This is a genomic window from Aeromonas lusitana, from assembly GCF_002812985.1.
In the GTDB taxonomy this organism is placed as follows: domain Bacteria; phylum Pseudomonadota; class Gammaproteobacteria; order Enterobacterales; family Aeromonadaceae; genus Aeromonas; species Aeromonas lusitana.
The window spans coordinates 290,977-317,789 of sequence record NZ_PGCP01000004.1 but is presented as its reverse complement, the minus strand read 5'-3'; the positions used below and the strand labels follow the sequence as shown (position 1 = coordinate 317,789).

The window sequence follows — 26,813 nt, the reverse complement described above, 5'->3', positions numbered from 1 at the left end:
CGAACAAGCGGCCTAGGCCGACTCTGTGGCCGGCAGCTGTTGCCATTGCAGCAACTCGTGCAGCGGCATGGGACGGGCGAACAGATAGCCCTGGATCAGGTAGACACCGTGCAGGGCCAGGTAATTGACCTGGGCCTGGGTCTCGACCCCCTCTGCGATCATCTCCATGTCCGACTTGCGGCCGAAGGCGATGATGGCGTCCAGCAGGTTACGCTTGGGATCGTCCGTGCCTATGGTGTCGATGAACATCTTGTCGATCTTGATCTGGCGGATGCCCAGGCGCTGCAGGTAGGCGAAGCCGCCGTAGCCGGTGCCGAAGTCGTCCAGCTTGAAGTGATAGCCCTTCTCCTGCAGCAGGGTGATCTCGCTGATGGCGGCCTGGATATCCCGTATGGGCTCACGCTCGGTGAGCTCGAAGGTGAGGCGTGCCGGAGAGGGCCAGTCGTGGCGTTGCAACTGGTTGCGCAGGTGGGGGTGCTCTATGTGGGCGGCCACCAGGTTGACGCTGACCCACTGCTCCGGCATCAGCTGTGGCAGGTCTTCGATCACCTTGCCCAGCAGTTGCTCCGTCATCGGCAGTATCAGCCCCTGCTCCTCCGCATAGGCGATAAAGGCGCCGGGGGAGGTGAGATCCCCCGCTCGCTCCCAGCGCAGCAGTGCCTCGAAGCCGACGACGACGCGAGTTCGGCTGTCGATGATGGGCTGATAGAAGGGAACGAACTCCTGGTGAACGAGCCCGGTATGCAGCAATCCCTTGAGGGATCGGCGGTAGTTGCGCAGCAACCAGTAGCCAGCGAGCAGCAGGGCGCCCAGCATGGCGCCAATCCAGATGGCATAGCGCTGGGCCTGGGCGAGAGCGTATTGCTGCAGCGCCTTGCCGGCCCAGAGAACCTGCTGGATCTGGCTGGAGGTCGGGGTGAAGATGATGCGCTGGCTGCCGGCCTCGTCCTTGATGCGTTTGTCCCCCCGCGGGAACAGCTCATGGCGGCTGATGCCGGGCACCAGCGGGATCAGTTCCAGATAGAAGCAATCGAGGCAGGGTTTCTCCAATATGGTGTGGCTCCAGCTGTTGCTCAGCACCCAGTAGGCGATATTGCCCTTCTGCTTGGAGAAGATGACCAGCTCCTGTTCCGTGTTGAATTCAGGTGTGGTGGCCGTGAGCCCGAAGGTGTCCACCGCGGGATCGGGGAGGCTGCTGACGTCAATGATGGGCAGATCCGGCCCCAGGCTGGAACAGCCCTTGCCCGAGGCCAGCTTCAGCCCCTGCAACCGGATGTGACGACTGTAATGCTTGGGATCCCGCAGCAGGATCATGTCCTGCTCGCCGCAATCGAAGGAGAAGCGGGTCAGCTGATCGCCAATACTGGCCTCCAGCGCCCGCTGGCGTTCGTCCATGGCGGCCTCGATCTCGAGGCGTTTCTGTTTCAGCAGGTGATGAGCCAGGAGATCGCCCGCCAGCCGGTTCAGTGACAAACCAACCAGAATGGGGAGCGCGAACAGCAACAGGCTGATCCAGAGGGGGGACAATCGTTTCAACTCATACCTGCTGGTGAAAGGAGGAGGCGCCAAGGTATGTCATCATAGTTCATTAGCTGGTTCGATTTGAAAAAACAAAATAATGTTAATGTGTTTAATACCTAAGCCAATGATAAATATTGTTTTAGCCATTGGTGCTTGGTGAAAATTCAATCGCCCACCTGTCATATCTAACAATTGTCCAGCTTATCTGAACTGGTTTAGAGTAGCCCTGCGGTTTGACTCACCGTGTGTTCAATACTCCTGTATCTATTTTTGTCAGTAGCACAGAGTGTTAGTTTTGATATTGAGTGTTTCTTTTGGTCCCCATTGTGGGACCATTTTTCTTTGTGCGAGTCACCTTCCCCCCGATTTTCTGCCACCCTCCCGTTTGAAACAGCCCTTTCCTGCCATGAGTGCCCATGCAGGTAGCAAGTCCACAGCCGCTTATTTGCAGAAGCGGGATCTTCATCCATAGGCGGGTTTTGGCCAAGGCTGATACCATGAGCCCTTATGGATGCTGTCGGCTACGGAAAGGCACATGAAACTGACCACTCAACTCGTCTCCTTTATTACTCTGTGCGTGATCGCGGCCATGACCATGGTGTTGCTCGGCGGGGTGTTCAGCTTTCGCCAGATGGGGATGGAGCTGCAGCAGAACCGGGTCGACTCCCTGGTGGAGATCATCGACAAGCAGCTGGGGGCGACGGACGATCAGCAGGATCTGGCGCGCTGGCTGCCTTCCCTGCTGCGCGCCTCCCACGTGGTGGAGCTGGAGATCCGCCAAGACAAGCAGAGGGTCTACTGGTTTCGCGACGTCCAGCAGCAGACCGATGAGAGCCTGCTGATCCCCTACAGCAAGGCGATCCCCAACCAGAACGGCATGCAGGCGGAGTTCAAACTGGATCGGCCGTTCAAGGAGTTTGAATACTCCATGCAGGCCATGTCCGGCATCTCCCTCGGGGTCACCATAGTGGTGTTCGGCCTCTGGTACTCCATTCGCTGGTTGCGGTTGCAACTGCGTGGCGCCGAGCTGCTGGCGGAGCGGGCCCAGTTGATTCTGGATGGCAAGCTCACCAAGCTGACTCACGATCCTGCCGACGAGTGGCCCGCCTCCGCCAGTCAGGCGCTCAACCACCTGCTGGCCGAGCTGGCCGATGCCCGCAAGGAGCGCAGCCGGTTCGACAACTTCATCCGCAGCAACGCCTTCGTCGACAAGGTGACCGGCATCGGCAACCGCCTCTTCTTCGACAACCGGCTGGAGAGCGCCATCATGGAGGCGAGCGTGATCAGCGGCGGTGTGCTGCTGATCGAGCTGGCCGGTCTGGAGGAGCTGGATCCCGAGCTGACCAGCCGTCAGAGCCAGGATCTGCTGATGGAGGCGAGCGCCTCCATCGGTACCTTCGTGCGCAAACACAGCGGCGCCTTGCAGGCCCGTTATGCCGGCCAGGTGTTTGCCGTGCTGCTGCCCAACATGTCCGAGAGCGAGATGGTGGACGGGGCGAGCCAGCTGCTCAAGAGTCTGCAACGGCTGCACTGGCCTGGCTCGGTCAATGTCGAGACCGCCGTCTACCTCGGTGCCGTCTGCTATCAGGCCCAGGACTCCCTGCTCAAGGTGCAGGAGGAGGCGGAGCTGGCCCTCAAGAGCGCACGCCTGCAGGGGCACTCCGGCTGGTTCCTGTTCGAGAAATCCCTGGATGAGGAGCCGAGCAGCAAGGGAACCGTGCGTTGGCGTACCCTGATCACCCGTCGTATCGAGGAGCAGGGGGTGCATTTCTACCTGCAACCGGTACAGCAGGAGCAGGATCAGGTGGTGTTGCAGCAGGAGCTGCTGATCCGAATCCATGATGAGCACGATAGAGAGCTGCAGGCGGGGGTCTTCATGCCGATGGCGGAGAAGGCCGGACTCTTGCTCCCCCTGGACAAGCTGGTGGTGGCCTGGACCCTGCGCCTGCTGCGGCAGCGCCCCGAGCCGAGCTGTCCCGTCTGTGTGTCGCTCTGCGCCCAGAGCCTGCTCAATCGCCAGTTCCAGCGTGAACTCTTCTTCGATCTGTTCCAACTGCCGCGCAGCACCAACGAGAGCCTGGTGTTGCAGTTGTCTGAATCCCAGGTGACGCGCCACTACGAGGCCCTCAAGCGGCCGCTGCGGGCATTGCGCATGCTGGGCTGCCAGCTGGCCATCGATCACGCCGGTCAGGACGTGGTGAGCACCCAATACATCAAGGAGTTCGAGATCAACTTCCTCAAGCTGCACCCCAGCCTGGTGCGGGAGATCCACCTGCGGCAGGTCAACCAGATGGCGGTGCGCAGCCTAGTCGGCGGCTGCGCCAACACCCAGACCCGGGTGATCGCGGTCGGGGTGGAGAGTGGTGACGAGTGGAAGATGCTGCGCCATCTGGGCGTACACGCGGGCCAGGGTCCCTGGTTCGCCGAACCGCGGCAACTGGTGATGAATACCTACGAGGCTTGAGTGAGCCGTAAATCAAGGCCGCCTCAGAGGCGGCCCTGTTCTCTCAGGCCGGCCAACCCCTGCAGGCCGCCGGTGTGGATGAAGACGATCTCGCTGCCACGGGGGATCCGGCCGGCGGCCAGCTCCCGAAACAGACCCCACATGGCCTTGCCGCTGTAGATGGGCTCGAGGGGCAGACCGGTCTCGGTGCTGAATGCCTGCACCCACTGCCACATGGCCTGACTGAACTTGGCATAGCCACCATCGTGGTGATCGAGCGCTATCCGCCAGCCCGGGGTCGTGGCGGCGGCAGGATGGAGCCGGCACACCTCGTCCTGGATGAAGGCCCCTCCCTTGAGCACGGCGACGGCCAGGATCTGCTCCTGCTCCCGCTTGCCTGCGATGAGGCCCGCCAGGGTGCCACCACTGGCGCAGGGCAGTACCCAGAGATCCGGCGAGAAGGGCACCTCGGCCACCAGTTCGGCCACTCCCGGGATGGCGAGCGGGCTGCTCCCCCCCTCCGGCACTATCAGGGTATCCGGCGCGGCGAACTGGGCCAGCCAGTCGGGATCCTGGCGCCGACGGTAGCTCTGGCGGTCCACGAAGATGAGTTCCATGCCCCAGCCCTTGGCCGCGCTCAGGGTTGAGTTGCTGACGATCCCGGCTTCACCGCGTATGATGCCCGTGGTGCGCAGTCCAGACCTGAGCCCCGCCGCCGCCGCCAGTGCATGGATGTGATTGGAGTAGGCGCCCCCGAATGAGAGCAGGTGAGTCTTGCCCAGAGCCTGGGCCTGTTGCAGGTGATATTTGAGCTTGCGCCACTTGTTACCCGAGATGGTCGGATGGATCAGATCATCCCGCTTGCACCAGAGCTTAACCCCGTGGGCATCCAGCAGGGGATGATGAATAGGGTGTAGCGGCGAGGGGAGCTGGCTGGGTGCCAACGGTGCCTCTGCTTGGCTGGACATCATGGCCATCAATGCATCGTCTGTCATAAGTATGGAGGCTAATAGTCTGTTTATGTTAAGGTTTAACCCGTTTCACGCAGCCAGGTAAAGGTCTCGATGAAATCTCTCTTCCGCCGCTCGCCTCCCAGCCATCAGGTCGGACTCCTGTTGGCCAGCGATCGCATCCTGCTGGCCGCCATGGGACAAACCCCCATCTTCACCAGCCGTGCCATCAACGGTCCTCACGACTGGCCGCAGGCCATGGGCGAGTTGTTTGGCCAGCATGGCCTGGCCAAGTCTAAGGTGCGGGTCGCCCTGGCCGCCAGCCTTTATCAACAGATCCAGATAGACAAACCCGCCGTGCCCGATACCGAGATGGCCGGGGCTCTGCCGTGGGCCATCAAGGATTTCGTCAATGAACCCGTGCTGCAACTGGCCATGGACTATGTGGATCTGCCGACCCCGCCCGCGGGACGCCCGCGCATCAACGTGATCTGCGTGCCCAAGAGCCGGGTGCAGCAACTGGCGGATGCGGTCAACGGAGTGGCGAGCCTGGACGCCATCGTCAGCGACGAGCTGGCCATGACGGCCCTCTATGAGGCGGATCAGACGGTGCGCATGCTGCTCTGGCAACCCAGGGGGCAGGAGCTGCAACTGCTGGTGTTCCACCGGGGCGGGCTCTGCTTCTCCCGTCAGCTGCGCGGATTTTCCAGCCTCACCAGTGCCCTTGATCCGCACAGCGACCTGCTGGACGGCCTAGCGCTCGAGATCCAGCGCTCCCTCGACTATCTGGCGGGTCAGCTCAAGTTGCCTGAGCCAAGCCAGATGCAGCTCGCCATCGCCTCTTCTTCCATCGGCATCCTGGTGCGTCACCTGGAGCAGGCGTTCGGTTTCCCTGTCTCCGCCATGGCCAACAAGGCGATCCTCGCGGGAGTCGAATATCTCTCTGCCTATGGTGCAGCCCTGGGCGGGAGGGAGTGATGAAGCATCATATCAATCTCTACGGCGCCGAATTCAGACCCAAGCGCCAGTGGGCCAGTCTCAACCAGATGGCGCTGGCCTGGGGCCTGTGCCTGTTGCTGCTGGCTGCTGTCGGTCTCTGGTATGGCTGGCAACAGCAGGGCGTCAGCCGTGAACTGGCGCAGTTGCAGGCGATGCTGGAGGTCAAGCGCGGCGAGGCCCAGCGTCTCGACGCCGAGCTGGCCCGCCATCAGGCCGATGGCCAGTTGCAGCAGCAGTTGACCAACCTGCAGGAGGAGCTGACCGCCAAACAGGGGCTGATACAGCAGCTTGGCAGCCTCTCCTTGCAAAAATCCAAGGGTTACGCCGGCGTGATGGCGGATCTCGCCCGCCTGCGTGACCCTCGCCTCTCCCTGCAGCGGATCGAGATAAGCGACGGCCACATCAACCTGTCCGGCGTGGCAGAGCGTAGCCAGGATGTGCCCGCCTGGGTGAACCGCTTCAAGCAGACCCCGTCCCTGGCGGGCAAGCAGTTTGGCGAACTGACGTTGAGCCGTGACAAGGGAGGCCAGCTGGCCTTCCAGCTCAGTGGCATCGAGCAGGAGAAGCCCTGATGGACGTGAAAGAACAATGGCAGGATCTGGCACAGAAGGTCGCCGCCCTCAGCCTGCGTGAGCGGGTGCTGATCCTGCTGACCGGCGCCATCCTGCTCGGCGCCGCCGGAGTCTACGGCTGGTTGGATGCCGCCGATACCCGCCTCACGGCAGACAGACAAGCACTGACGGCGGCCCAGCGGGATCTGGAAATCTTGGATCTCGAGAACCAGGGCAAGCAGGCCAGACTGGCGCGGGATCCGAACTCGCAAGTGCGTGAGCAACTGAACCGGGTGCAGGAGAGCCTCGCCAGGCTGGACGCCGAACTCAAGGCCCAGACGGTGGATCTTATCCCGGCCCACGAGATGCCCGCCGTGCTGGAGGCCCTGCTGTCCCGCTCCGCCAACCTGCACATGATGGCGCTCACCTCCCTCAAGCCCGAACCCCTGATGGCAGGGGAGCAGAAGGCCAACCTGTTCAAGCACGGGATCCGGCTCCAGCTGGAAGGGGGCTACTTCGATGTCTACCAGTATCTGAAGGCGCTGGAGGCCCTGCCTCGTCACTTCTACTGGAAGGGGTTTGACTACCGGGTGGTGGAACATCCTAAGGCGACGGTGTCGATGGAGATCTACACCCTCAGCACCAGCAAGGAGTTTATCCGTGGCTAACTGGCTGATGATCCATTCAAAACGACTCACAACGCCGGGTGCCGGCTGGCTGGTGCTGCTGGCCTGTCTGCTCGGCCTGCCGGCACAGGCTGAGGTCCTGCAGGATCCCACGGCGCCGCTGGCCGGTAGCGGCATGACGACCGGCTCAGGCAGCAAGGTCGCCGGTTTGCCGAAATTGCAGAGCATCATTCTGGGCAATGGCCCGGCGCTGGCGGTGCTCAATGGCCAGAGTTACCGCATTGGCCAGCGGATCGACGGCTATCAGCTGGTGGCCATCAGCACCGATTCCGTGGTGCTGGAAAAGGCGGGGAAGCGCCAGTCGCTGACCCTGTTTGGCAGCAAAGTCCGAATCTGAAGTGGGCCCAGCGCGGGATGTCGCGGGCCGGTTTTGTCCGAGTTTAATTGCGAGTCAGGTGCGTTAATAACATGAAAAAACACCATTTTTGTCTGCTTCCCCTCGCGTTGGCGGTGGCGGGCTGCACTACCTACAAGCATCCGGAGCCGGTGCAGGCCAAAGATGCCCTCAAGCAGGCCATGGCAGAACAGAACCCGACCGCGCCTCTGACTACCTTGCCGCCGTCGGTGCAGAGTGAACTGCTGCAACTCAATCGCCCTTCCCAGCCCATGGCAGTCCCCGAGAAGCGCCTGCGCATCGCCGCCCATGATGTGGATGCGGTCGAGTTCTTCGGCTCCCTGTTCAAGGGCTCCCGCTACAGCGTGGCTGTGCATCCCGGGGTGGCCGGTTCCATCTCGGTGGAGCTGAAAGACGTGACCTTGCAGGAGGCCCTGGCGACGGTCGGCGACATGTATGGTTTCGACGTGCAGCGCAAGGGCAACGTGTTCCACGTCTATCCTGCCGGCCTGCGTACCGAAACCATACCCGTCAACTACCTGATGATGGCGCGGCGCGGCCTCTCCCGCACCTCGGTCAGCACAGGGGGCGTGACCGCGAACGACAACAACAATAACGGCAATAACAACAACTTCGACAATGGTCTGAACAACAACAGTAGCGGCAACAACAACTTCGGCTCCTCCTCCAACGGTGACAACAACTCCAACAGCAACGGCACCCGGATCGAGACGGACAGCAACAACGACTACTGGACCGATCTGCGGGACTCCCTGCAGACCCTGATCGGCAACGGCGAGGGCCGCGCCATCATCACCAGCCCGCAGGCGGGCCTGGTCACTGTGCGGGCCTACCCGAAAGAGCTCAAGGCGGTGCGCGAATTCCTGGATCAGTCTGGCGAGCACCTCAAACGCCAGGTGGTGCTGGAGGCGCGGATCCTCGAGGTCTCCCTCAACGAAGGCTATGAGCAGGGGGTGGACTGGAGCGGCCTCTCCGCTACCTGGGATGGCAACAAGGGCATCACGGGTGGCGGCTCCCTGCTGCCGAGCCCCATTGCCAGCACTCCGAACCAGATCTTCCGGGCCCTGGGCGGCGGCGCCGGCTTCACCATCTCCGATGGCAACTTCAACGTGGCGGTCAGCCTGCTCAAGACCCAGGGGGACGTGAATACCCTGTCGAGCCCGCGCGTTACCGCGACCAACAACCAGAAAGCGGTGATCAAGGTCGGTACGGATGAATACTTCGTCACCAACGCCTCGACCACCACCACCACCTCGGGCAACTCGGCTCCCATCGTCACCCCCAACGTGGAGCTGACCCCCTTCTTCTCCGGTATCGCCCTGGACGTGACGCCGCAGATCGACGAGGCCGGCCGGGTGCTGCTGCATATCCACCCCTCCGTCATCGACACCGAGGAGCAGAGCAAGACCATCAACGTCGGCACCGCCGATCCCCTGGTGCTGCCGCTGGCCAAGAGCTCCATCCGCGAGTCGGATACAGTCGTGCAGGCCAACAACGGCGACATCGTCGTCATCGGCGGCCTGATGAAGACCGACAAGCAGGAGATCGTCAGCAAGGTGCCCCTGCTCGGCGACATTCCCTGGGTGGGCGAAGCCTTTACCAACCGCCGCGAGAGCACCAAGAAGGTCGAGCTGGTGATCCTGCTCAAGCCGACCGTGGTGGAGAAAGATACCTGGCAGAAGGAGCTGCAACGCTCCTCCGAGCTGCTCGATAAATGGTATCCGCCCAAGGGTTAAGCCATGACTGCAGATAGGTTGGTCATGCACCGCCCAAGGCCACAGGGGGCCTTATGTACCTGAGCCATGTCGGTTTGCGGGGGTTCTCCTTCGGCCTGGTCGGCACTGGCCGTGATGGGCGCAGGGAGGGCGTATGTACCTGAGTCACTTCGGCTTGCAGGAGGCGCCCTTCGGTCTGACCCCGAACACCGGTTTCTACTACGGGTTGCCGCCCCACGAGGAGGCCCTGCAGGTGCTGAACTGGGCGCTGGCCCAGGGGGAGGGCTTCATCAAGGTGACCGGCGAGGTAGGCACGGGCAAGACCCTGCTCTGCCGCAAGCTGCTGAGCGAGCTCGGCTCTGAGCAGAGGCCGGTGCGTCTCGCCTGGCTGCCCAATCCTCACCTCAGCCCGGCCGAGCTGCGCACCGCCCTGGCGCTGGAGCTGGGCCTGTCGGTGCGGGACGGTAGCGAGCTGGATCTGACGGATCGCATCCACCGCCATCTGATCGCCCTGCACCAGCAGGGTCAGCGGGTGGTGGTGCTCATTGACGAGGCGCAGGCCCTGCCAGACGAGACCCTGGAGGCGATCCGGCTGTTCGGCAATCTGGAGACGGAGTCAAACAAGCTGCTGCAGATAGTGCTGTTCGGTCAGCCTGAGCTGGATGCGCGGCTGGCCAAGCCCCACCTGCGTCAGCTGCGTCAGCGCATCGGTTTCTCTTACTGTCTGCGTGCCCTGCGCTTTGACGAGGCCCGCGCCTATGTGGAGCATCGACTGCAGGTCTCCGGCTATCGCGGTGCCGCCCTGTTCGATGGTCGTTCCCTGCGCCTGCTGTGGCGGGCGTCGCGCGGAATACCAAGGCTTATCAATGTGCTGGCCCAGAAGTGCCTGATGCTGGCCTACGGTCGGGGTGAGCGCCATATCGGCACCCGACTGGTGCGCCTCGCCATCCGCGACACCGATGACGCCAGTCGTACCTCTTTCATTCGCTGGTGGCCGCTGCTGTTGTTACTGGGTGGCGCCCTGGCCTACGGAGTCTGGTCATGAGCGTGATCAATCAGATGCTCAAGGATCTGGAGCAGCGCCAACAGGGAGAGAGTGCTGCCATCTATGTGGCACCGGCGCGCCAGCAGGGCTGGTGGATGCTGGTGCTGACCCTGATGTGCGGGCTGGCGCTGGGCATCCTGGGTTGGCGTAGCTGGATATACTGGCAACAGAGTCATCAAGTGCGCATTGCCACTGCCTCATCCGAAATCTCTCAGTCACAAGTGGATGTTTCCAAAATGGAGGCAGTTCCTTCGGCTGCGCGAGTTCTCTCGGCCATGCAGGAGCCGGCGGTCGTGATCCTGCCGGTCTCGCAGACGGCGCCCGTCGTGGCGACTCAGCCGCCGGTCGAGACGAATGTGCCCGCCGCCGAGGATGAACTGGCCGGGGATGAAGATCAGAACGATGACTCGCAAGCCTTCGAAGGCATGCAGGCAGACGAGGTGACCCCGAGCGACGAGGAGTTGCAGCCGGATCTGCAGGCCGAGCTGGCCGCCGAGCAAGCCGCCGCCGCACCGCCGCGCAAGCCCGGGGTGCTGAAGATTGAAACCGTGGATCTCTCCGAGCCCGAGCTGGCGGCCCTGGCCGAGCGCAAGGCGACCACCGCCATGGCCAAGGGCCAGATGCGGGAGGCGCAGGACAACTACTACCAGGTGCTGGTGCATGATCCTCACAATCAGGATGCCCGCGAACAGCTGGCCGCCCTGCTCTACGGTGAGGGCCGCCTGACCGAGGCCGGTCAGGTGCTGGAAGAGGGGCTCAGACTGGATCCGCAGCAGGCCGATTTTCGCCTGTTGCTGGCCCGGGTGGCCATCAGCGCCGGCGACAAGCCCAAGGCGCTCGACTGGCTGACCGGCTATCAACCTGAGCTGGCCAGCAATCTGGATTATTACGCCACCTGGGCCGGGCTGACCCAGGAGCTGGGCCAGCATGCCCAGGCATCGGACTTGTACGTCAAGCTGCTGCGCCAGCAGCCGGATCAGGGCCGCTGGTGGCTGGGGCTCGGCGTGGCGGAAGATGGCCAGGGCCACAGCCAGCGCGCACTGGATGCCTATCGCAACGCCCAGTTGCACGGCAACCTGGGCGCGGCATCGACCAACTGGCTGGAACAACGTATCGCCCAGCTCGCCCCCTGATGGGGACACTGTTCACTTTTTTGGAGTTTGCATGGCACAACCCAGACTGAAAATGCGGCTCGGCGACCTGCTGGTGCAAGAGCAGATCATCTCGGATGATCAGCTCCAGCTCGCCCTGCAGCAGCAGCGTCAGACCGGCCGCAAGCTGGGGACCACCCTGATCGATCTCGGCTTCATCAGCGAGGTGCAGCTGCTGCAGTTCCTCGCCCGCCAGCTGGACGTGCCCTTCTTCGATCTCAACAACCTCACCATAGATGCCGCCGCCGTGGCCCTGTTGCCCGAGGTGCAGGCGCGCCGTTACCGTGCGCTGGCGGTCAATTTGAGCGACGACAAGGTGACGGTGGCCATGTCGGATCCCGCCGACTTGAGCGCCCTCGACGCCATCGCCTCCCTGCTGAGTCCCCGCGAGCTGGTGCTCGCCGTGGCGCGGGAAGGCCAGCTGCTGGAGTATTTCGACCGCCTCTATCGCCGCACCCGGGAGATAGAGAACTTCGCCGTGCAGCTGCACGAGGAGCATCAGGATACCGGCTTCGAGCTCGGTGCCAGCAATCTCAACGGCGGGGCCGACGAGGGGGAGGCGACCGTGGCCAAGCTGCTGCGCTCCCTGTTCGAGGACGCGGTGCAGGTGGGGGCCTCGGATATCCATATCGAGCCGGACGAGAAGGTACTGCGCATCCGCCAGCGCATCGACGGCATCTTGCACGAGAACATCTTGAACGAGGTGCGCATCGCCCAGGCGCTGGTGCTGCGCCTGAAACTGGTGGCCGGGCTCGACATCTCGGAGAAACGGCTGCCCCAGGATGGCCGCTTCAACATGAAGGTGCGCGGTCGCGACGTGGACGTGCGGATGTCGACCATGCCGGTGCAATACGGCGAATCCGTGGTGATGCGGCTGCTGGATCAATCCTCCGGTATCTTGTCGCTGGCCGAAACCGGCATGCCGCCGGCGATCCTGACCCGCTTCCGTCGCCAGCTCAAACGCCCCCACGGCATGATACTGGTGACCGGGCCCACCGGCAGCGGCAAGACCACCACCCTGTATGGCGCCCTGTCCGAGCTCAATCAGGCCAGCCACAAGATCATCACGGTGGAAGATCCGGTGGAATACCGGCTGCCCCGGGTCAACCAGGTGCAGGTCAACGCCAAGATAGGTCTCACCTTCTCCCAGGTGCTGCGCTCCACCCTGCGCCAGGATCCGGACATCCTGCTGGTGGGGGAGATGCGGGACAACGAGACGGTGGAGATAGGCCTACGCGGCGCCATCACGGGTCACCTGGTGCTGACCACGCTGCACACCAACGATGCGGTCACCAGTGCCCTGCGCCTCATCGACATGGGGGCGCCCGGCTACCTGGTGGCGAGCGCGCTGCGGGCCGTGATGGCCCAGCGCCTGGTGCGGCGGGTGTGCGAACACTGCGTCGAGAGCAGCACGCCGGACGAAGGCCAGGCCACCTGGCTTGGGGTGCTCAGTGGCGAGACGCCGGGTCAGCACGTCTATCACAAGGGGCGTGGCTGCCAGAGCTGCAACTTCACCGGTTACAGCGGCCGGATCGGGGTCTACGAGCTGCTGGAGCTGGATCAGCCCATGATGGATGCATTGCGCCGCAACGATGCGGAAGGCTTCGCCCGGGCGGCGCGCGAGCACGAGCACTATCGGCCTTTGGCCCTGACCGCGCTGGACTATGCCCGTGAGGGGATCACCTCGGTGGACGAGGTGCTCAGGCTCGCGGAGGATCTGGGCTAAGCCATGAGCAGCTTCAACTACAAGGGCCGCGACAGCCAGGGCAATGCCGTGAGCGGCACCCTGGAGGCCGCCAGCGAAATGGCCGCCGCCGAGCAGCTGATGCGCCGCGGCGTGATGCCGACCGAGCTCAAAGCGGGCAAGGCGAAGTCTGCCAGCATCGACTGGTCTCTGCTGCTGGAAGGCGGCGTCAAGCTCGAGGAGCTGGTGGTGTTCAGCCGCCAGATGTATGCCCTGACCCGGGCCGGCATCCCCATCCTGCGGGCCATCGCCGGACTGGAGGAGAGCACCCACAGCAAGCCGCTCAAGCGAGCATTGCATGCGCTGGGGGAGGATCTGGGCAACGGCCGGCCGCTGTCGAGTTCCATGCAGGCTCACCCCAAGGTGTTCAGCAGCCTGTTCGTCGCCATCATCCACGTCGGCGAGAACACGGGTCAGCTGGAGGAGGCCTTCCTGCAGCTCGCCAACTATTTCGATCTGGAGCTGGAGACCCGCAAGCGGATCAAGACCGCCATGCGCTACCCCAGCTTCGTGATGATTGCCATCGGCATCGCCATGGTGATCCTCAACATCATGGTGATCCCGGTGTTTGCCGGTATGTTCGCCAAGTTCGGGGTGGAGCTGCCGCTGGCGACCCGGATCCTGCTCGCCACCTCCCACTTCTTCGTCAACTACTGGTGGCTGTTGCTGGCCATTATGGTGGGGGCCGTCATCGGTTGGCGGCGCTGGGTTGCCACGGCGCAAGGCAAGCTGACCTGGCACAGATGGCAACTCAGGCTACCCATCGTCGGCACCATCATAGAGCGCTCCCTGCTGGCGCGTTTCGCCCGCAGCTTCTCCATGATGCTCAGGGCCGGGGTCCCGCTCAACACGGCGCTGACCTTGGTGGCCGATGCTGTGGACAACGCCTGGATGGCGGGCCGGGTGCGCGACATGCGCGCCGGTATCGAGCGTGGCGAGAGCCTGCTGCGTACCGCCGGGGCCAGCGGCCTGTTCACCCCCCTGGTGATGCAGATGATCGCCGTGGGGGAAGAGACAGGTCAGGTGGACGACCTGCTGCACGAGGCGGCCGAGTATTACGAGCGTGAGGTGGATTATGACCTCAAGAGCCTCACCGCCCGCATCGAACCCATCCTGATCGGCATAGTGGCGGTCATGGTACTGGTGCTGGCGCTCGGTATCTTTACGCCCATGTGGGACATGATGCGCGCGGTGCGTGGTCAGTCATGAGTGACCGGCATTACGAGCATGTAGCCAAGGTCTGTAGGAGCAAGGATGAGCAGACAGTCCGAGCAGGATGATCGCTGGCTGGGGGGATACAGGCGCGTGCTGGCGGTGACTCTGCTGCTGATCATTATGGCGACCCTGGCCATGAGTTATCGCAGCCACAGGGAAGAGGCGTTGACGGTCAGCCTGACCCTGTTGGGTGAACAGTTTGCCGAGCGGGCCCAGCGTCTGCACGGACTCTGGCTTGATGAGCGGCGACCCGCCGTGCTGCACGCGCAAGGGGTGGCCTGGCAGTTCGATGAACGGGGCTGGCCCCTCGGGGTGGCGCCGCTGCAGTCCCCTTCCGACAATTGCCGCAGCCTCTGGCTGGCCCTGATTGGCCGGGACGCGAACGCCTTGCCACCGCTGCAGGCATTGGCCAGTCGGGATGGCGAAGGCTGTGAATTTGGCTGGGATGGGCTGCGGCTTGTCTACCGCTTTGGCGATGGGCGGGTGCAATCGTTCGCTGAATAGGTGAGCGTGTAGGTCCGGCAACATGATTTTTTTCTATCTGCATGAAATAATGCGGATCATTACGGAGGCAGCATGGCAGCAACAAGAGTGATATCCGGTCGCGGGCCCGGTCAGATGACGGGTTTTTCCCTGATCGAACTGGTGATCGTCATCGTTATTCTGGGGATCCTGGCGGTCACCGCATTGCCCCGTTTTCTCGATGTCACCGACGAGGCGAAGAAGGCCAGCGTCGAAGGGGTGTCCGGTGGTTTTGCGACAGGCGTCTCCCTGGTGCGAGCCCAGTGGGAAGCGGAAGGACGCGCCAAGCAGGATGGCCTCAATACCGTGCTCTACGACGGTTCGCGTTTTTACCTGACGTCGCCCACCGACAGCCAGGTCAATAACGGCGAGCTTTCGCCCGGGTATCCCATGGACACGGCGGCGAGCGGCAATGCCGACGTGAACCCGGCCAATCTGACGGCTCAGCGCTGTCTCTCTATTTGGGAGGGCTTGCTGCAGAATCCTCCCAAGGCTACTGCCAACTTTGATGAGGTGCGCGGTAGCGGCAATGACCTGAAGTTCTATGCCACTGTGAGCAGCAACGGACTGGATTCGGTCTGCCGCTACTATCTGGTCAACAGCCTGAGCAAGGGCAGTGATGGACGCTATCAAGACCCGCAAGGGAGCACGGATAAGTTCATGAGTTTCAGTTACCGCCCGGCCTCCGGCCAGGTAATTACCAATATCAATTGATAAACCGAGGAAAACGTAATGAAAAAGCAGGCGGGTTTTACCCTGATCGAACTGGTGATCGTGATCATCATCCTGGGCATTCTGGCGGTCACCGCCGCACCCAAGTTCCTGAATCTGCAGGATGATGCCAAGAAATCTGCCGCGCAGGGTGTGCAGGCTGCATTGTCCAGCGCTGCTACCCTGGTCTATAGCAAGGCTGCCTTGAATGGTCAGGAAAAGGCCTCTGCGGCAGGCGGCACAGACCTGACGGGGATGACTGGCGTCAAGGTGATTTATGGCTACCCGACCGCTAACACCATTTCTGCTGCTGTGACCCTGGATGGTTGGGTTGCCTCTGGCGCAACTGCTACTGAGTCCACCTTTGTCCCTGCGAATACCAGCGGGAATACTTGCGCCGTGAAATACACAGCCGCAACCAGCGACACAGTTCCCTTCAAAACTGAGCTGCAGAACTGTAAGTAATGAGCGTTGACAAGCGAGGCTTAGGCCTCGCTTTTTCTTTATTTATGGGAAGCCAGATGCCGATACACAAGGGGTTCACCCTGATAGAACTGGTGATAGTGATCCTGTTACTCGGGATTCTGGCCGCCTTTGCCGTGCCCAAATGGCTGGGCAAAGGCGGCTTTGAAACCCATACCCTGCGCGATGAGCTGGTGGCCCGGCTGCGGCTGGTGCAGACCATGGACATGCAGGAGGGGCCGGCCCGCTGCACCCAGCTGGTGCTGGAAAACAACCGCTTCGGCCATCTGACCCAGCTTGGCAGCTGTACCCCCAAACCCATCTCGGGCTGGAGCCAGAACGCGGAGCAGGTCCGAGGGCGTGTGGTCACCGCCACGGGGGGGATTGCACTCTCTCCTTTGGGCTCCTTCAGTTTCGATAAGCGCAGCGGCCGCCCCTTGTCCCCGGCCAGCTGCGTCAGCGGCTGCGATCTGGTGGTGAGCGATGGCCGGGAAAGCGCCCGGCTACGTATCGAGTCGGAGGGCTATATCCATGCCCTCCCGTAATGCTGGCCGCGGTTTCACCCTGATCGAGTTTATCGTCGGCATAGTGCTGCTGGCGGTGGCGCTCACCGGCATCCTGGGCTTGCTGGTCAACCAGGCACCCAAGGCGGTGGATCCGGTGCAACAGGTGCGGGCGGCCCAGCTGGCCCAGCGGCTCTTGAGCGAGGTGCTGCAAAAGTCCTTCGATGAGCATTCGGATCACAACGGCGGGCGTTTTCGCTGCGGCGAGACGGCCGGCACCCCTGCTGTGACCTACCCGGCCTGCACCGACAGTGCCAGCTATGGCCCGGACAGCGGCGAGACTCGCCCCTACCAGTTCAACGATGTAGATGACTACCAGACCAGCGCCATCTGTGCCAAGGGGCTGGCCAGCTGCGATGGCGGCTGGGTGCCCGCCAACTACTTCAGTGCCCAGAGCGGATCAAATCTGGACGTGAGCGAGTATCGCCAGTTCGGGATCCGGATCCGGGTGAGCGGAGCGGATCTGACCAAGGATCCGCTGCCAGCCTGCAGCGGCACCTGCTCCACCGGCAAGCGCATCGAGCTGTGGGTGCGGCTGCCGGATCGCAGTGAGGTGGCGTTTGCCCTCTATCGGGGGAACTACTGATGCGAGCGGCGCGGGGCTTCACCCTGATCGAACTGGTGATGGTGATCCTGCTGCTCGGGATCATGGCCACCTTCACCAGCCAGTTTATCGGCATCGGCACCCAGATCTACGGGGATGCCAGCAGTCGCGAGCAGCTGATGAGCGATGCCCGTTTCGCCCTGGAGCGGCTCAACCGCGAACTGCGCGATGCGGTGCCGGGCTCGGTGCGGGTGGAAGATAACAATGGCGGCCTGGTGGAGCAGGGGGGCTGTCTGCGCTTCTGGCCCATCGCCACCGCCAGCCGCTATCTGGGGCCGGCGGCGAGCACGGCGCTGCGCATCATCACGCCAGCCAAATTGCCTGCAGAAAATGACTTGGCCATCGTATACCCGCTGCCTTACACCACATTTGACAGCAAAATAATGCTGAATAATGACTGTTTGCAGGGGCGTTGCACTGCCAAAGTGACCGGCGTCGGAGCTGTCGTGTCCGGGGCCCTACCGCTGACCCTTGCCGCCAGCTTTGCCAAGGACTCCCCGGGCCAGCGCATCTATTTTGCCAACCAGCAGGTGCTCTATTGCATAAGAGGGGGGAGCCTGTGGCAAATGGCCAAACCCCTCAGCAGCAGTCTGAGCAGTAACGAGACCACCCAGTTGATGGCCGAACATATTCGCCCCGCGGACTACTACTTCTATCGGGACCCCGTCGCCTTCAGCCAGAGCGAGGTGGGGCTGCGGCTGGTACTCGAGCAGCGTGGCGAGAGCGTCAGCTTCAACCACAAGTTGGAGATCCTCAATGTTCCTTAGGCCTTCAATTCCCAGCAAGGCGCGTCAGCACGGCAGCGCCATCATGATAGCGCTGTTTGTCATCGTTATCATGGCCCTGCTGGCGGCGGCCATGGGCCGCTTCCTGATGGACAGCGCTGAGAAGCACACGGCGGAGGTGCGCGGGGTACGGGCCCTGATGGCGGCCCAGAGCGGGCTGGAAATCGCCCTCTATCGACTCTATCCCAATGGCAAATGGCAAGGACAAACCTGCGCCTCCTTGACGCTCAATTTCACCGATGCTGGGTTGGTGGGCTGCCAAGCCAGTGTCAGTTGCACCCAGCTCCCGGTGAGTGCGGCCGGTATCAGCCAGATCGGCTATCGCTTCAGCAGCGAGGGACGCTGCGGCGACCCGGGAACCAATAGTGGCCCAAACCCGGACTTTGCCGTCAGCCGTACCCTGGTGGCGGAAGCCTTCGATGGAGTGAATCCATGATACGCCGCCTCTGTGCAGCCGTGATTCTGTTGTTGATGGGCCTGCCCGCCCAGGCAGCACTGGACTGCAACAGCATCTTCCCTGGCCCCATCCAGAGTCACGACTCCGCGGGTACGCTTTATATGCAGTCCGGCGCCAGGGTAGAGGGTTACAACGGCCTCGAGGTCTGCTTCAAGCAGGTCACAGGCTATGACTATGAGATGAGTTCGCAGGCCTGTGGTGCGGGCAAGTGCCAGATAACCGGTGTTGCCAGCCTGAAACAGGCCCGCCCCACCTTCCCTGGCACAACGGATTCCGCCAGTTACACGGTCGCCAACTGGACGACCCCCACTGTCATCTTGGGAATCACCCCCAACTACGGCAAGGCCGCCAGCAGCAGTCGCTGGGATCTGGGTAGCCTGACCATAGATGGATCGGTCGGTGCCAGTGGCTCTGGCAACGTCAGCTTCTCGGACAGTTACAGTACCTATGTCATCAAGAGCGTGACCATGCAAAATGGCGGCATCATGACGCTGACCGCAGGCAAGACCTACATCATCGAAGGGGATCTGACCCTGACGGGGGGCAGTCTCATCAAGCTGGTCGGCAGCGGCACCACCTCGTTTTATGTGAAGGGCAATATTACGGCCCATAACGACTCACAACTGCAGACGGGTTCCGCTTTCAAAGCCTATGTGGTTGGCAGTATTACCCTCACCGGCAGCGATCAACTGGCCGGTACCTATTATGCGGAAGGGGATGCCACCCTCGAGAATCAGGTAGTGCTACGTGGCCAATTGAGCGCCAAAAACGTCAACCTCAAGGGGAGCAGCAAGGTCATCTATGACGATGGCGAACCCCTTCTCACCTGCTTTAGCGATGATTTCTCTTCCAGCACCCTGAGCAACAGCTGGGTGGTGGCGCAACGCAACAACAGTACTCTGCCATCGGTGCAAAATGGTCGTTTGCGATTGACCCAAAACACCACCAATCAGGCAACGTCCGCGACCTTCCAGCGCCTCTTCCCGGGGGCCAATAATCTGGTAACCATAGAGTTCGATCAGTATGCCTACAAGACCTCCGGTTCGAGTGGGGCAGACGGCATGGCGGTGGTGCTATCCGATGCGACGATCACTCCCCAGCCCGGGGCATTCGGCGGCCCGCTGGGATATGGATTCAAGACCGGGATCAGTGGTTTTGCCGGGGGCTGGATGGGGGTCGGTCTTGACGAGTACGGTAACTACTCTAACGAAGGAGGATCCTACAATCCTGGGTCTCGCCCTCAGGCCGTGTCTATTCGTGGATCCAGCGCCAGTTCGGGAACCTCGGGTTACCGTTATCTGGCGGGTACGGCGAGCAACCTGAACCCGGCAGTCGATAGCGGAACCAATAGCAATCGTCCCCATCGCTACCGTATTACGGTCGATTCTCGGACCGCAGGGAGTTCACTTGCCTCCGTAGAACGGAACACGGGCTCTGGTTACAGCACGCTGGTGGGTCCCATCAATATGGTGAATCAGACAGGCCAAGCGGCAGTGCCTGCCAATTTCCTGCTGTCGTTGACCGGTTCTACCGGCTCGGTGACCAATTTCCACGAACTCGACAACGTCCAGATCTGTGCCCTCAATTCCAGCCCAGTAGGCACTCAGATCGATCACTTCGAGTTCGTTCACAGCGGCAATGCCCTGACCTGCAACCCCGAGACCCTGACCATACGTGCCTGTGCCAACGCCAGTTGCAGCCAGCTCATCACGGACCAGGTGAGCGCCACCCTGACACCGCTTAAAAATGGCAGCAACGGCTGGGTGGCGAGCGATCAGGTGACCTATAACGGCAACGCCGCCACCGTAACCTTCAGCGGCGGATCCACCACCTTGCAGCTTCGCAACAATCTGGCGAGCGCCATGACGGTGGGGGTGAGTGGCTCTATTCCCTCCACCAAACCGCTCAGTACCACCTTATGCCAGGCGGGTAGCGGCGCCCTGAGCACCGCAGCTTGTACTTTGAGCTTTGCCGATAGCGGCTTTGTGTTCGATGTGCTGGATACCCTGGCCAACAAACCACAACAGGTGGTGATGAAGGCGGTCAGAAAGGACAACGCGACCCAGCTGTGCGTGCCGAGCTTCGCCAGCGTGAGCAAGCCGGTCAGCTTCTGGAGCGACTATGTCAGCCCGGCGAGCAATACCTTCGGCAGCAAGGTGACGGTCAACGGCAATGCCATCGCCACCTCGCAAGGGGCGGCCACCGCCAGCAATCTGAGCTTCGATGCCAAGGGTGAGACCACGCTGACGGTGAATTACCCGGATGCGGGCCAGATGCGGCTCAATGCCCGCCACGATGGCAGCGGGGATACCGCGGGTCTGGTGATGACGGGCTCAGATCTCTTTGTCAGTCGCCCGGTCGGGCTCTGCATCACGCCCACCCAGGGGGTCTGCACGGCAGGGAGCAGCAGTTGCCCCCTGTTCAAGAGAACAGGGGAAGATTTCCCGCTGACCATAGCGGCCATGGCCTGGCAGGCCGATAACGACGGGGATCTGTGCAGCGGCAACCTGCCCACCCCCAACTTCGCCTTGGCCAATATTGCCCTCGGCAGCCGGCTGGTGGCCCCCAAACCCGGTGTCGAGGCAGTTGTCGGCAAGACCAGCTATAACCACGTCATTTCGACCAGCAACAACCTCAATACTGTCACCCAGTCGCTCAACGAAGTCGGGGTCTTCCGGATGACGGCGACGCCACCGGTGGCAACGTCGCCAGAGGGAAGCACAGTATCAACGGGCTATTTCGGCTACACCATACCCGCCGCCAGCAGCGCGCCGGTGGGGCGTTTCGTGCCCTGGGACTTCAACTTGGTGAGCGGCAGCGTCACCCCGGCCTTCGGCGGTTTTAGCTATATGAGTCAGCCGTTTGGGGTGCGGACGACGGTGCAGGCGCGCAACAAGCAGGGTGGGGTCACCCAAAACTACCGGGATGCCTTTGCCAAGGGGGTGATTTCCCTGGTGGCCGGCAACAATCAGGACGGGGTCGACAGATCCAACCGGCTGGATCCACTGAGCCAAAACTGGGTGAGCGGGCAGACCACTTTCGATGGCCAGAGCCGCTTCGTGCGCCTGCGAGAGTTGACCCCGACCCTGACCGCGCCGGAGGAGCCACTGCGGCTGCTGCGGCTGGGGCTCAAGGTAGGGGATGGTGAGGCCACCGAGACCAGCTTCCTCAGCGATCGGAACATGAATCCGGCCGTCAGCGGCAGCTGCCAGAGCGGGGTGAACTGCACCGCCAGGCAGCTCTCCATTCCGAAAGGCGCGGGCGACACCATGATCGCTTACTATGGCCGCCTGCTGGCCAGCACTCGTCAGGGGGTCGACAGCGCCCCGCTGGCGCTGCCCCTGCAGGTGCAATATTTCGAAGGGGGCCTGTGGCGGGTCAACCAGCAGGATGTCTGCAGCCAGCAGAATGCCTGCAGCCAGATCTCCTTGGCGGGTGGCGGCATCGTTTTCACCGATGCGGATCAACGCTATGACGCCGCGACGGGGGATCTGGTCCTCAAAGACGGCACCCGCATTCGTCTTGGCCTCGGCAATCTGGCTCCGGGCGGTACTCAGGTCGGTTTCAATGGCGGTGAGACTCGCTTCCACTTCGCGCCGCCCAATCAGGCGGTGCGCATTCCCTATCAAATCGTGCTGGAGAAACAGCCGCTGCAACCCCTGGCGCCGACCTGGTTGGCGGATCCTGCGACCGCGGATCACCTGACGGGCATGGCGATCTTTGGTCGGGATCGGGGCAATGATCGGATTATTTATCGCCGCGAAGTGATGCCCTGAAATTGATATGTTGATGGGGAGAGGGTCGCTTTGGCATAAGCCAACACCTTATCTCCTTGTTTCTTAGTGTTTGTCGGCCTGTGCGAGTGAGTGATGACTCGCATTTTTGTCGCGCCTGATTGATTGGCGACAGTTTGAGCGCTTGCCCATTGGGGTGGGCATTGGTAAAGTTAGCCGGTTTTCTGCACCTCCAAATTCTTAGGATTTCCCGTAGCCATGTTCAAAAAGCTCAGAGGCGTCTTTTCCAACGATCTGTCGATCGACTTGGGAACTGCCAACACCCTGATCTACGTAAAAGATCAAGGGATCGTCCTTAACGAACCCTCAGTTGTCGCCATTCGCCAAGAGCGCGGGAACGCCAAATCGGTCGCTGCTGTCGGTCATGCCGCCAAGCAGATGCTGGGTCGTACCCCAGGCAACATCTCCGCCATCCGTCCGATGAAAGACGGCGTCATCGCCGATTTCTACGTGACCGAGAAGATGCTGCAGCACTTCATCAAGCAGGTTCACGACAACAACTATTTCCGCCCCAGCCCCCGAGTGCTGGTGTGCGTGCCGTGCGGCTCTACTCAGGTTGAGCGCCGTGCCATCAAGGAATCCGCACTGGGCGCCGGCGCCCGTGAGGTGTACCTGATCGATGAACCCATGGCTGCCGCCATCGGTGCCGGCCTGCCGGTCTCCGAAGCGACCGGTTCCATGGTGGTCGATATCGGTGGTGGTACCACCGAAGTGGCCATCATCTCCCTGAACGGTGTGGTCTACTCCCAGTCCGTGCGCATCGGTGGCGACAAGTTTGACGAAGCCATCATCAGCTACGTGCGTCGCAACTATGGCAGCCTGATCGGGGAAGCCACCGCCGAGCGCATCAAGCACGAGATCGGCTCCGCCTATCCGGGCGAAGAGGTGCGTGAGATCGAAGTCCGTGGTCGCAACCTGGCCGAGGGCGTGCCGCGCAGCTTCACCCTGAACTCCAACGAGATCCTGGAAGCGCTGCAAGAGCCGCTGTCCGGTATCGTCTCCGCCGTCATGGTGGCCCTGGAGCAGTCCCCGCCCGAGCTGGCGTCCGATATCTCCGAGCGCGGCATGGTGCTGACCGGTGGTGGCGCCCTGCTCAAAGACATCGACCGTCTGCTGATGGAAGAGACCGGCATCCCGGTCGTCGTGGCTGAAGATCCTCTCACCTGTGTCGCCCGTGGCGGCGGCAAGGCGCTGGAGCTGATCGATATGCACGGTGGCGATCTGTTCCACTACGAATAAGACCCAAAGCCGGCCGAGCGCCGGCTCTTTTTTGACGACTCATGAAACCCATCTTTGGTAGAGGCCCTTCGCTTCAGTTACGGTTGTTTCTCGCCGTCATCATCTCAGTTGCTGCCATCGTCGCGGATTCCCGCTTCGGTGTGTTCACGCACGTCCGCGTCTATCTGAGTTCTCTCGTCAGTCCGCTGCAATACATAGCCAACGCGCCCGGCACTCTGCTCGACACCATGTCGACCCAGGTGCAGACCCGTTCCAGCCTCATCGAGCAGACCAAGCAGCAGGAACAACAGTTGTTCACCCTGCGCTCGCGCCTGCTCAAGCTGGATCAGCTGGAGCACGAGAACCAGCGTCTGCGTGAGCTGCTCGGTTCCCCTGTGCACAAAGAGTCCCGCAAGATGGTGGCCGAGCTGCTGTCGGTGGATTCCGACCCCTTCAGCCATCAGGTGCTGATCAACAAGGGGGCGCTGGATGGTGTCTACAACGGCCAGCCGGTGATCAACGATCAGGGGGTGGTCGGCCAGGTGCTGCACGTGGGCTCCACCACCAGTCGGGTGCTGCTCATCACAGACTCCAGCCACGGCATTCCGGTGCGGGTGCTGCGCAACGACCTGCGTGCCATCGCCTCCGGCAGTGGCGAGCTGGACAAGCTGGAGCTGCGCAACCTGCCGCGCAACACGGATGTGCAGGTCGGCGATCTGCTGGTCACCTCGGGCCTCGGCGGCCGCTTCCCGGAAGGTTATCCGGTGGCGACCGTGACTCGATCCGATTACGTGGAAGGCAAGCCGTTCGCCCAGATCGAGGCCAAGCCCCTGGTCGCCCTCGATCGCTTGCGTTATCTGCTGCTGCTCTGGACCGACAAGAAGCCGGAAGTGCACGACAAGGATGCCCTGGCACCGGCTGCCTCCGCGGCACCAGCCACCTCGGCGGCGGGGGCGACACGCTGATGTTGCAACCCGCCAGCGGCAGGATCTGGATCTGGGTCTCGATCCTGCTGACCTTGTGTCTGTCGATCCTGCCGCTTCCGTTTCAATTCGAGCCTTTCAGGCCGGACTGGCTCGCCATGGTGCTCATCTACTGGGCGCTGGCGTTGCCCCACAGAACCAATGTCGGCACCGCCTGGGTGGCGGGCCTGCTGCTGGATGTGCTGCTTGGCAGCACCCTCGGGGTGCGGGCCATGGCCATGGCCATCACCACCTATCTGGCGGCGTTCCAGTTCCAGAAGATCCGTAACTTCTCCCTCTGGCAGCAGGCGCTGATCATCGGCCTGCTTTCCCTGGTGGGCAAGATCACCGTGTTCTGGGCCGAGCACCTGTTCAGCCGCGCCAGCCTGAATTTCGCCTATTTTTGGTCGACGTTGACAACGATGTTAATATGGCCCTGGATTTTTATGGTCTTGCGCAAGGTGCGCCGTCACTTCAATATCAAGTGAACATGAGCAAAAACAACAAATTGTAACCGTACCTCATCTCATTTAAGCGAATATGAACAAGCACAACGAACTGCAACTGTATCTCGCCTCGGGCTCCCCCCGTCGGCACGAACTGCTGACCCGGCTGGGCTACCGCTTCGAGGTGCTCAAGCTGGATGTGCCCGAGCAGCGTGAAGCGGGCGAGAAGCCCCAGGACTACGTCTGCCGGCTCGCCCGTGACAAGGCGATGGCCGGTGTGGCCGCCGCCCCGACGGCGCTGCCGGTGCTGGGCGCCGACACCATAGTGGTGCTGGGGGACAGGGTGCTGGAGAAGCCGTCCGATCTGCTCGACGCGAAAGACATGCTGGAATCACTCTCCGGCAAGGTGCATCAGGTGATGACGGCGGTGGCCCTGGCCACCCCGGAGCGCTGCGACGTGCGCCTGGTCACCACCAATGTGGCGTTTCGCAAGCTGGATGAGGCCGAGATCGAAGCCTATTGGCGCACCGGTGAGCCCTGTGACAAGGCCGGGGCCTATGCCATTCAAGGCATCGCCGGCAAGTTTGTCAGCCGGCTCGAGGGGAGCTACAGCGCCGTGGTCGGCCTGCCCCTGCTGGAAACGGATCTGTTGATCAAGCAGCACCTCGAGCAGACCCGGTAATCCTCCCGTCAGCAGCGTGCTGCTGAGTTACCCGTTGTTCGTCGTGCCAGAATTCAAAACTAGAAAGGCAAGGTAACTTATGTCAGTCGAACTGCTGGTGAACGTCACCCCCTCCGAGACCCGGGTCGCCCTGGTCGAGAACGGTCTGCTGCAGGAAGTGCACGTAGAGCGTCAGGCCAAGCGCGGCATAGTGGGCAACATCTACAAGGGCAAGATCAGCCGGGTGCTGCCCGGTATGCAGGCCGCCTTCGTCGACATCGGCATGGACAAGGCCGCCTTCCTGCACGCCTCCGACATAGTGCCCCACACAGAGTGCGTGGCGATCAAGGAGAAGGAGCAGTTCCAGGCCGGCAACATCGCCGAGCTGGTGCGCCAGGGGCAGGACATCATGGTGCAGGTGGTGAAAGATCCCCTGGGCACCAAGGGCGCTCGCCTCACCACCGACATCACCTTGCCTTCCCGTTACCTGGTATTTATGCCGGGGAGTGCGCATGTGGGGGTTTCCCAGCGCATTGAGTCGGAGGCGGAGCGCGAGCGTCTCAAGCGCACCGTGGCCGGCTATGTTGACGATCTCGGCGGCTACATCATCCGCACTGCCGCCGAAGGGGTGGGGGAGCAGGAGCTGGAACAGGACGCCGCCTTCCTCAAGCGGCTGTGGCGCAAGATCCTGGAGCGCAAGCAGAAGTACCCGCCCTGCAAGATCCTGTACGAGGATCCCAGCCTGGCGTTTCGGGTGGTGCGCGACTTCGTCGGCACCGAGCTCGACAAGATCCGGGTCGATTCCCGCCAGAGCTTCGATCAGCTCAAGCGCTTCACCGAGGAGTATGTGCCCGAGCTTGCCAACAAGCTGGAGTACTACCTAGGCGACTCCCCCATCTTCGATCTCTACGACGTGGAGAATGAGATCCAGCGCGCCCTCGAGCGCAAGGTGGAGCTCAAATCCGGCGGCTACCTCATCATCGATCAGACCGAAGCCATGACCACGGTGGACATCAACACCGGGGCCTTCGTCGGCCATCGCAATCTGGAAGAGACCATCTTCAACACCAACGTCGAGGCGACCGCCGCCATCGCGCGTCACCTGCGCCTGCGTAACCTCGGCGGCATCATCATCCTCGATTTCATCGACATGCAGTCAGAGGATCATCGCCGCCGGGTGCTGCACAGCCTGGAGCTGGCGCTGGCAAAGGATCGCGCCAAGACTAACGTCAATGGTTTCTCCCAGCTCGGCC

At 62.1% G+C, this 26,813-nt stretch carries 25 protein-coding genes; 23 read left to right on the top strand and 2 right to left on the bottom strand.

Annotated elements, in window-relative coordinates; genetic code table 11:
• Positions 1-12: 12 nt before the first annotated feature.
• Complete coding sequence (locus tag CUC44_RS04685; protein ID WP_100858814.1) at positions 13-1,536, bottom strand: EAL domain-containing protein; 1,524 nt, start codon at positions 1,534-1,536, stop codon at positions 13-15.
• 520 nt (positions 1,537-2,056) lie between these two features.
• Between CUC44_RS04685 and CUC44_RS04680 the strand changes: the two genes are divergently transcribed.
• A complete protein-coding gene (locus CUC44_RS04680) occupies positions 2,057-3,985 on the top strand; it encodes an EAL domain-containing protein (protein WP_100858813.1) in 1,929 nt (642 codons plus the stop codon).
• A 23-nt stretch (positions 3,986-4,008) separates the two neighbouring features.
• Here the strand turns inward: CUC44_RS04680 and CUC44_RS04675 are convergent, their stop codons facing one another.
• Positions 4,009-4,932, bottom strand: a complete 924-nt coding sequence (locus CUC44_RS04675; RefSeq protein WP_425266293.1) for a 1-aminocyclopropane-1-carboxylate deaminase/D-cysteine desulfhydrase — start codon at positions 4,930-4,932, stop codon at positions 4,009-4,011.
• Positions 4,933-5,028: 96 nt separating this feature from the next.
• Between CUC44_RS04675 and CUC44_RS04670 the strand changes: the two genes are divergently transcribed.
• The 22 genes from CUC44_RS04670 to rng all read left to right on the top strand — a co-directional run.
• Positions 5,029-5,892, top strand: coding sequence for a type IV pilus biogenesis protein PilM (locus CUC44_RS04670; protein ID WP_100858811.1), 864 nt, complete (start codon positions 5,029-5,031; stop codon positions 5,890-5,892).
• Positions 5,892-6,485 carry a PilN domain-containing protein gene (locus tag CUC44_RS04665; RefSeq protein ID WP_100858810.1) on the top strand — a complete coding sequence of 198 codons (594 nt, stop codon included), beginning with the start codon at positions 5,892-5,894 and terminating at the stop codon, positions 6,483-6,485. The genes CUC44_RS04670 and CUC44_RS04665 overlap by 1 nt, the downstream gene beginning before the upstream one ends.
• On the top strand, positions 6,485-7,132 hold the full coding sequence (gene pilO, locus CUC44_RS04660; protein WP_100858809.1) for a type 4a pilus biogenesis protein PilO: 648 nt from the start codon (positions 6,485-6,487) through the stop codon (positions 7,130-7,132). Before CUC44_RS04665 ends, pilO begins: the two co-directional genes overlap by 1 nt.
• 7 nt (positions 7,133-7,139) lie before the next feature.
• Positions 7,140-7,487: a SctD/MshK family protein gene (locus CUC44_RS04655; RefSeq protein WP_100858871.1), complete on the top strand. Its 348-nt coding sequence runs from the start codon at positions 7,140-7,142 to the stop codon at positions 7,485-7,487.
• A 71-nt stretch (positions 7,488-7,558) separates the two neighbouring features.
• A complete protein-coding gene (gene mshL / locus CUC44_RS04650) occupies positions 7,559-9,241 on the top strand; it encodes a pilus (MSHA type) biogenesis protein MshL (protein ID WP_100858808.1) in 1,683 nt (560 codons plus the stop codon).
• Between the two features lie 133 nt (positions 9,242-9,374).
• A complete protein-coding gene (locus CUC44_RS04645; protein WP_100858807.1) occupies positions 9,375-10,265 on the top strand; it encodes an ExeA family protein in 891 nt (296 codons plus the stop codon).
• Complete coding sequence (locus tag CUC44_RS04640; RefSeq protein WP_167388775.1) at positions 10,262-11,398, top strand: tetratricopeptide repeat protein; 1,137 nt, start codon at positions 10,262-10,264, stop codon at positions 11,396-11,398. Before CUC44_RS04645 ends, CUC44_RS04640 begins: the two co-directional genes overlap by 4 nt.
• A gap of 31 nt (positions 11,399-11,429) precedes the next feature.
• Positions 11,430-13,142, top strand: a complete 1,713-nt coding sequence (gene mshE, locus CUC44_RS04635; protein WP_100858806.1) for an MSHA fimbrial ATPase MshE — start codon at positions 11,430-11,432, stop codon at positions 13,140-13,142.
• 3 nt (positions 13,143-13,145) lie between these two features.
• Positions 13,146-14,369 carry a type II secretion system F family protein gene (locus tag CUC44_RS04630; protein WP_100858805.1) on the top strand — a complete coding sequence of 408 codons (1,224 nt, stop codon included), beginning with the start codon at positions 13,146-13,148 and terminating at the stop codon, positions 14,367-14,369.
• Positions 14,370-14,414: 45 nt separating this feature from the next.
• On the top strand, positions 14,415-14,879 hold the full coding sequence (locus CUC44_RS04625) for a hypothetical protein (protein WP_100858804.1): 465 nt from the start codon (positions 14,415-14,417) through the stop codon (positions 14,877-14,879).
• A gap of 72 nt (positions 14,880-14,951) precedes the next feature.
• Positions 14,952-15,611 carry a prepilin-type N-terminal cleavage/methylation domain-containing protein gene (locus CUC44_RS04620; protein WP_100858803.1) on the top strand — a complete coding sequence of 220 codons (660 nt, stop codon included), beginning with the start codon at positions 14,952-14,954 and terminating at the stop codon, positions 15,609-15,611.
• 18 nt (positions 15,612-15,629) lie between these two features.
• A complete protein-coding gene (locus tag CUC44_RS04615; RefSeq protein ID WP_100858802.1) occupies positions 15,630-16,073 on the top strand; it encodes a prepilin-type N-terminal cleavage/methylation domain-containing protein in 444 nt (147 codons plus the stop codon).
• A 56-nt stretch (positions 16,074-16,129) separates the two neighbouring features.
• Complete coding sequence (locus CUC44_RS04610) at positions 16,130-16,615, top strand: type IV pilin protein (RefSeq protein ID WP_100858801.1); 486 nt, start codon at positions 16,130-16,132, stop codon at positions 16,613-16,615.
• Positions 16,602-17,219, top strand: coding sequence for a prepilin-type N-terminal cleavage/methylation domain-containing protein (locus CUC44_RS04605; protein ID WP_100858800.1), 618 nt, complete (start codon positions 16,602-16,604; stop codon positions 17,217-17,219). The genes CUC44_RS04610 and CUC44_RS04605 overlap by 14 nt, the downstream gene beginning before the upstream one ends.
• A complete protein-coding gene (locus CUC44_RS04600) occupies positions 17,219-18,004 on the top strand; it encodes a PilW family protein (RefSeq protein ID WP_100858799.1) in 786 nt (261 codons plus the stop codon). The genes CUC44_RS04605 and CUC44_RS04600 overlap by 1 nt, the downstream gene beginning before the upstream one ends.
• On the top strand, positions 17,994-18,458 hold the full coding sequence (locus CUC44_RS04595; protein WP_425266292.1) for an MSHA biogenesis protein MshP: 465 nt from the start codon (positions 17,994-17,996) through the stop codon (positions 18,456-18,458). The genes CUC44_RS04600 and CUC44_RS04595 overlap by 11 nt, the downstream gene beginning before the upstream one ends.
• A complete protein-coding gene (locus tag CUC44_RS04590) occupies positions 18,455-22,255 on the top strand; it encodes a DUF6701 domain-containing protein (protein ID WP_279627815.1) in 3,801 nt (1,266 codons plus the stop codon). The genes CUC44_RS04595 and CUC44_RS04590 overlap by 4 nt, the downstream gene beginning before the upstream one ends.
• Before the next feature lie 216 nt (positions 22,256-22,471).
• Positions 22,472-23,512 (top strand): rod shape-determining protein, encoded by a 1,041-nt coding sequence (locus CUC44_RS04585; RefSeq protein ID WP_005308111.1) that lies wholly within the window; start codon positions 22,472-22,474, stop codon positions 23,510-23,512.
• A 41-nt stretch (positions 23,513-23,553) separates the two neighbouring features.
• Positions 23,554-24,456, top strand: a complete 903-nt coding sequence (gene mreC / locus CUC44_RS04580) for a rod shape-determining protein MreC (RefSeq protein WP_100858797.1) — start codon at positions 23,554-23,556, stop codon at positions 24,454-24,456.
• The gene (gene mreD, locus CUC44_RS04575; protein WP_100858796.1) at positions 24,456-24,941 is read left to right on the top strand and encodes a rod shape-determining protein MreD; all 486 of its coding nucleotides are present in this window, start codon (positions 24,456-24,458) and stop codon (positions 24,939-24,941) included. The genes mreC and mreD overlap by 1 nt, the downstream gene beginning before the upstream one ends.
• A gap of 52 nt (positions 24,942-24,993) precedes the next feature.
• Complete coding sequence (locus CUC44_RS04570; protein ID WP_100858795.1) at positions 24,994-25,581, top strand: Maf family protein; 588 nt, start codon at positions 24,994-24,996, stop codon at positions 25,579-25,581.
• Positions 25,582-25,660: 79 nt separating this feature from the next.
• On the top strand, positions 25,661-26,813 hold a 1,153-nt coding region (gene rng / locus CUC44_RS04565; protein WP_341866437.1), incomplete at its 3' end, for a ribonuclease G.

Excerpts from the sequence above, each read along its gene's own strand:
- CUC44_RS04680 (WP_100858813.1), top strand. The coding sequence starts at position 2,057 with ATGAAACTGACCACTCAACTCGTCTCCTTTATTACTCTGTGCGTGATC.
- CUC44_RS04675 (WP_425266293.1), bottom strand. The coding sequence starts at position 4,932 with ATGTCCAGCCAAGCAGAGGCACCGTTGGCACCCAGCCAGCTCCCCTCG.
- CUC44_RS04670 (WP_100858811.1), top strand. The coding sequence starts at position 5,029 with ATGAAATCTCTCTTCCGCCGCTCGCCTCCCAGCCATCAGGTCGGACTC.
- CUC44_RS04665 (WP_100858810.1), top strand. The coding sequence starts at position 5,892 with ATGAAGCATCATATCAATCTCTACGGCGCCGAATTCAGACCCAAGCGC.
- pilO (WP_100858809.1), top strand. The coding sequence starts at position 6,485 with ATGGACGTGAAAGAACAATGGCAGGATCTGGCACAGAAGGTCGCCGCC.
- CUC44_RS04655 (WP_100858871.1), top strand. The coding sequence starts at position 7,140 with ATGATCCATTCAAAACGACTCACAACGCCGGGTGCCGGCTGGCTGGTG.
- mshL (WP_100858808.1), top strand. The coding sequence starts at position 7,559 with ATGAAAAAACACCATTTTTGTCTGCTTCCCCTCGCGTTGGCGGTGGCG.
- CUC44_RS04645 (WP_100858807.1), top strand. The coding sequence starts at position 9,375 with ATGTACCTGAGTCACTTCGGCTTGCAGGAGGCGCCCTTCGGTCTGACC.
- CUC44_RS04640 (WP_167388775.1), top strand. The coding sequence starts at position 10,262 with ATGAGCGTGATCAATCAGATGCTCAAGGATCTGGAGCAGCGCCAACAG.
- mshE (WP_100858806.1), top strand. The coding sequence starts at position 11,430 with ATGGCACAACCCAGACTGAAAATGCGGCTCGGCGACCTGCTGGTGCAA.
- CUC44_RS04630 (WP_100858805.1), top strand. The coding sequence starts at position 13,146 with ATGAGCAGCTTCAACTACAAGGGCCGCGACAGCCAGGGCAATGCCGTG.
- CUC44_RS04625 (WP_100858804.1), top strand. The coding sequence starts at position 14,415 with ATGAGCAGACAGTCCGAGCAGGATGATCGCTGGCTGGGGGGATACAGG.
- CUC44_RS04620 (WP_100858803.1), top strand. The coding sequence starts at position 14,952 with ATGGCAGCAACAAGAGTGATATCCGGTCGCGGGCCCGGTCAGATGACG.
- CUC44_RS04615 (WP_100858802.1), top strand. The coding sequence starts at position 15,630 with ATGAAAAAGCAGGCGGGTTTTACCCTGATCGAACTGGTGATCGTGATC.
- CUC44_RS04610 (WP_100858801.1), top strand. The coding sequence starts at position 16,130 with ATGCCGATACACAAGGGGTTCACCCTGATAGAACTGGTGATAGTGATC.
- CUC44_RS04605 (WP_100858800.1), top strand. The coding sequence starts at position 16,602 with ATGCCCTCCCGTAATGCTGGCCGCGGTTTCACCCTGATCGAGTTTATC.
- CUC44_RS04600 (WP_100858799.1), top strand. The coding sequence starts at position 17,219 with ATGCGAGCGGCGCGGGGCTTCACCCTGATCGAACTGGTGATGGTGATC.
- CUC44_RS04595 (WP_425266292.1), top strand. The coding sequence starts at position 17,994 with ATGTTCCTTAGGCCTTCAATTCCCAGCAAGGCGCGTCAGCACGGCAGC.
- CUC44_RS04590 (WP_279627815.1), top strand. The coding sequence starts at position 18,455 with ATGATACGCCGCCTCTGTGCAGCCGTGATTCTGTTGTTGATGGGCCTG.
- CUC44_RS04585 (WP_005308111.1), top strand. The coding sequence starts at position 22,472 with ATGTTCAAAAAGCTCAGAGGCGTCTTTTCCAACGATCTGTCGATCGAC.
- mreC (WP_100858797.1), top strand. The coding sequence starts at position 23,554 with ATGAAACCCATCTTTGGTAGAGGCCCTTCGCTTCAGTTACGGTTGTTT.
- mreD (WP_100858796.1), top strand. The coding sequence starts at position 24,456 with ATGTTGCAACCCGCCAGCGGCAGGATCTGGATCTGGGTCTCGATCCTG.
- CUC44_RS04570 (WP_100858795.1), top strand. The coding sequence starts at position 24,994 with ATGAACAAGCACAACGAACTGCAACTGTATCTCGCCTCGGGCTCCCCC.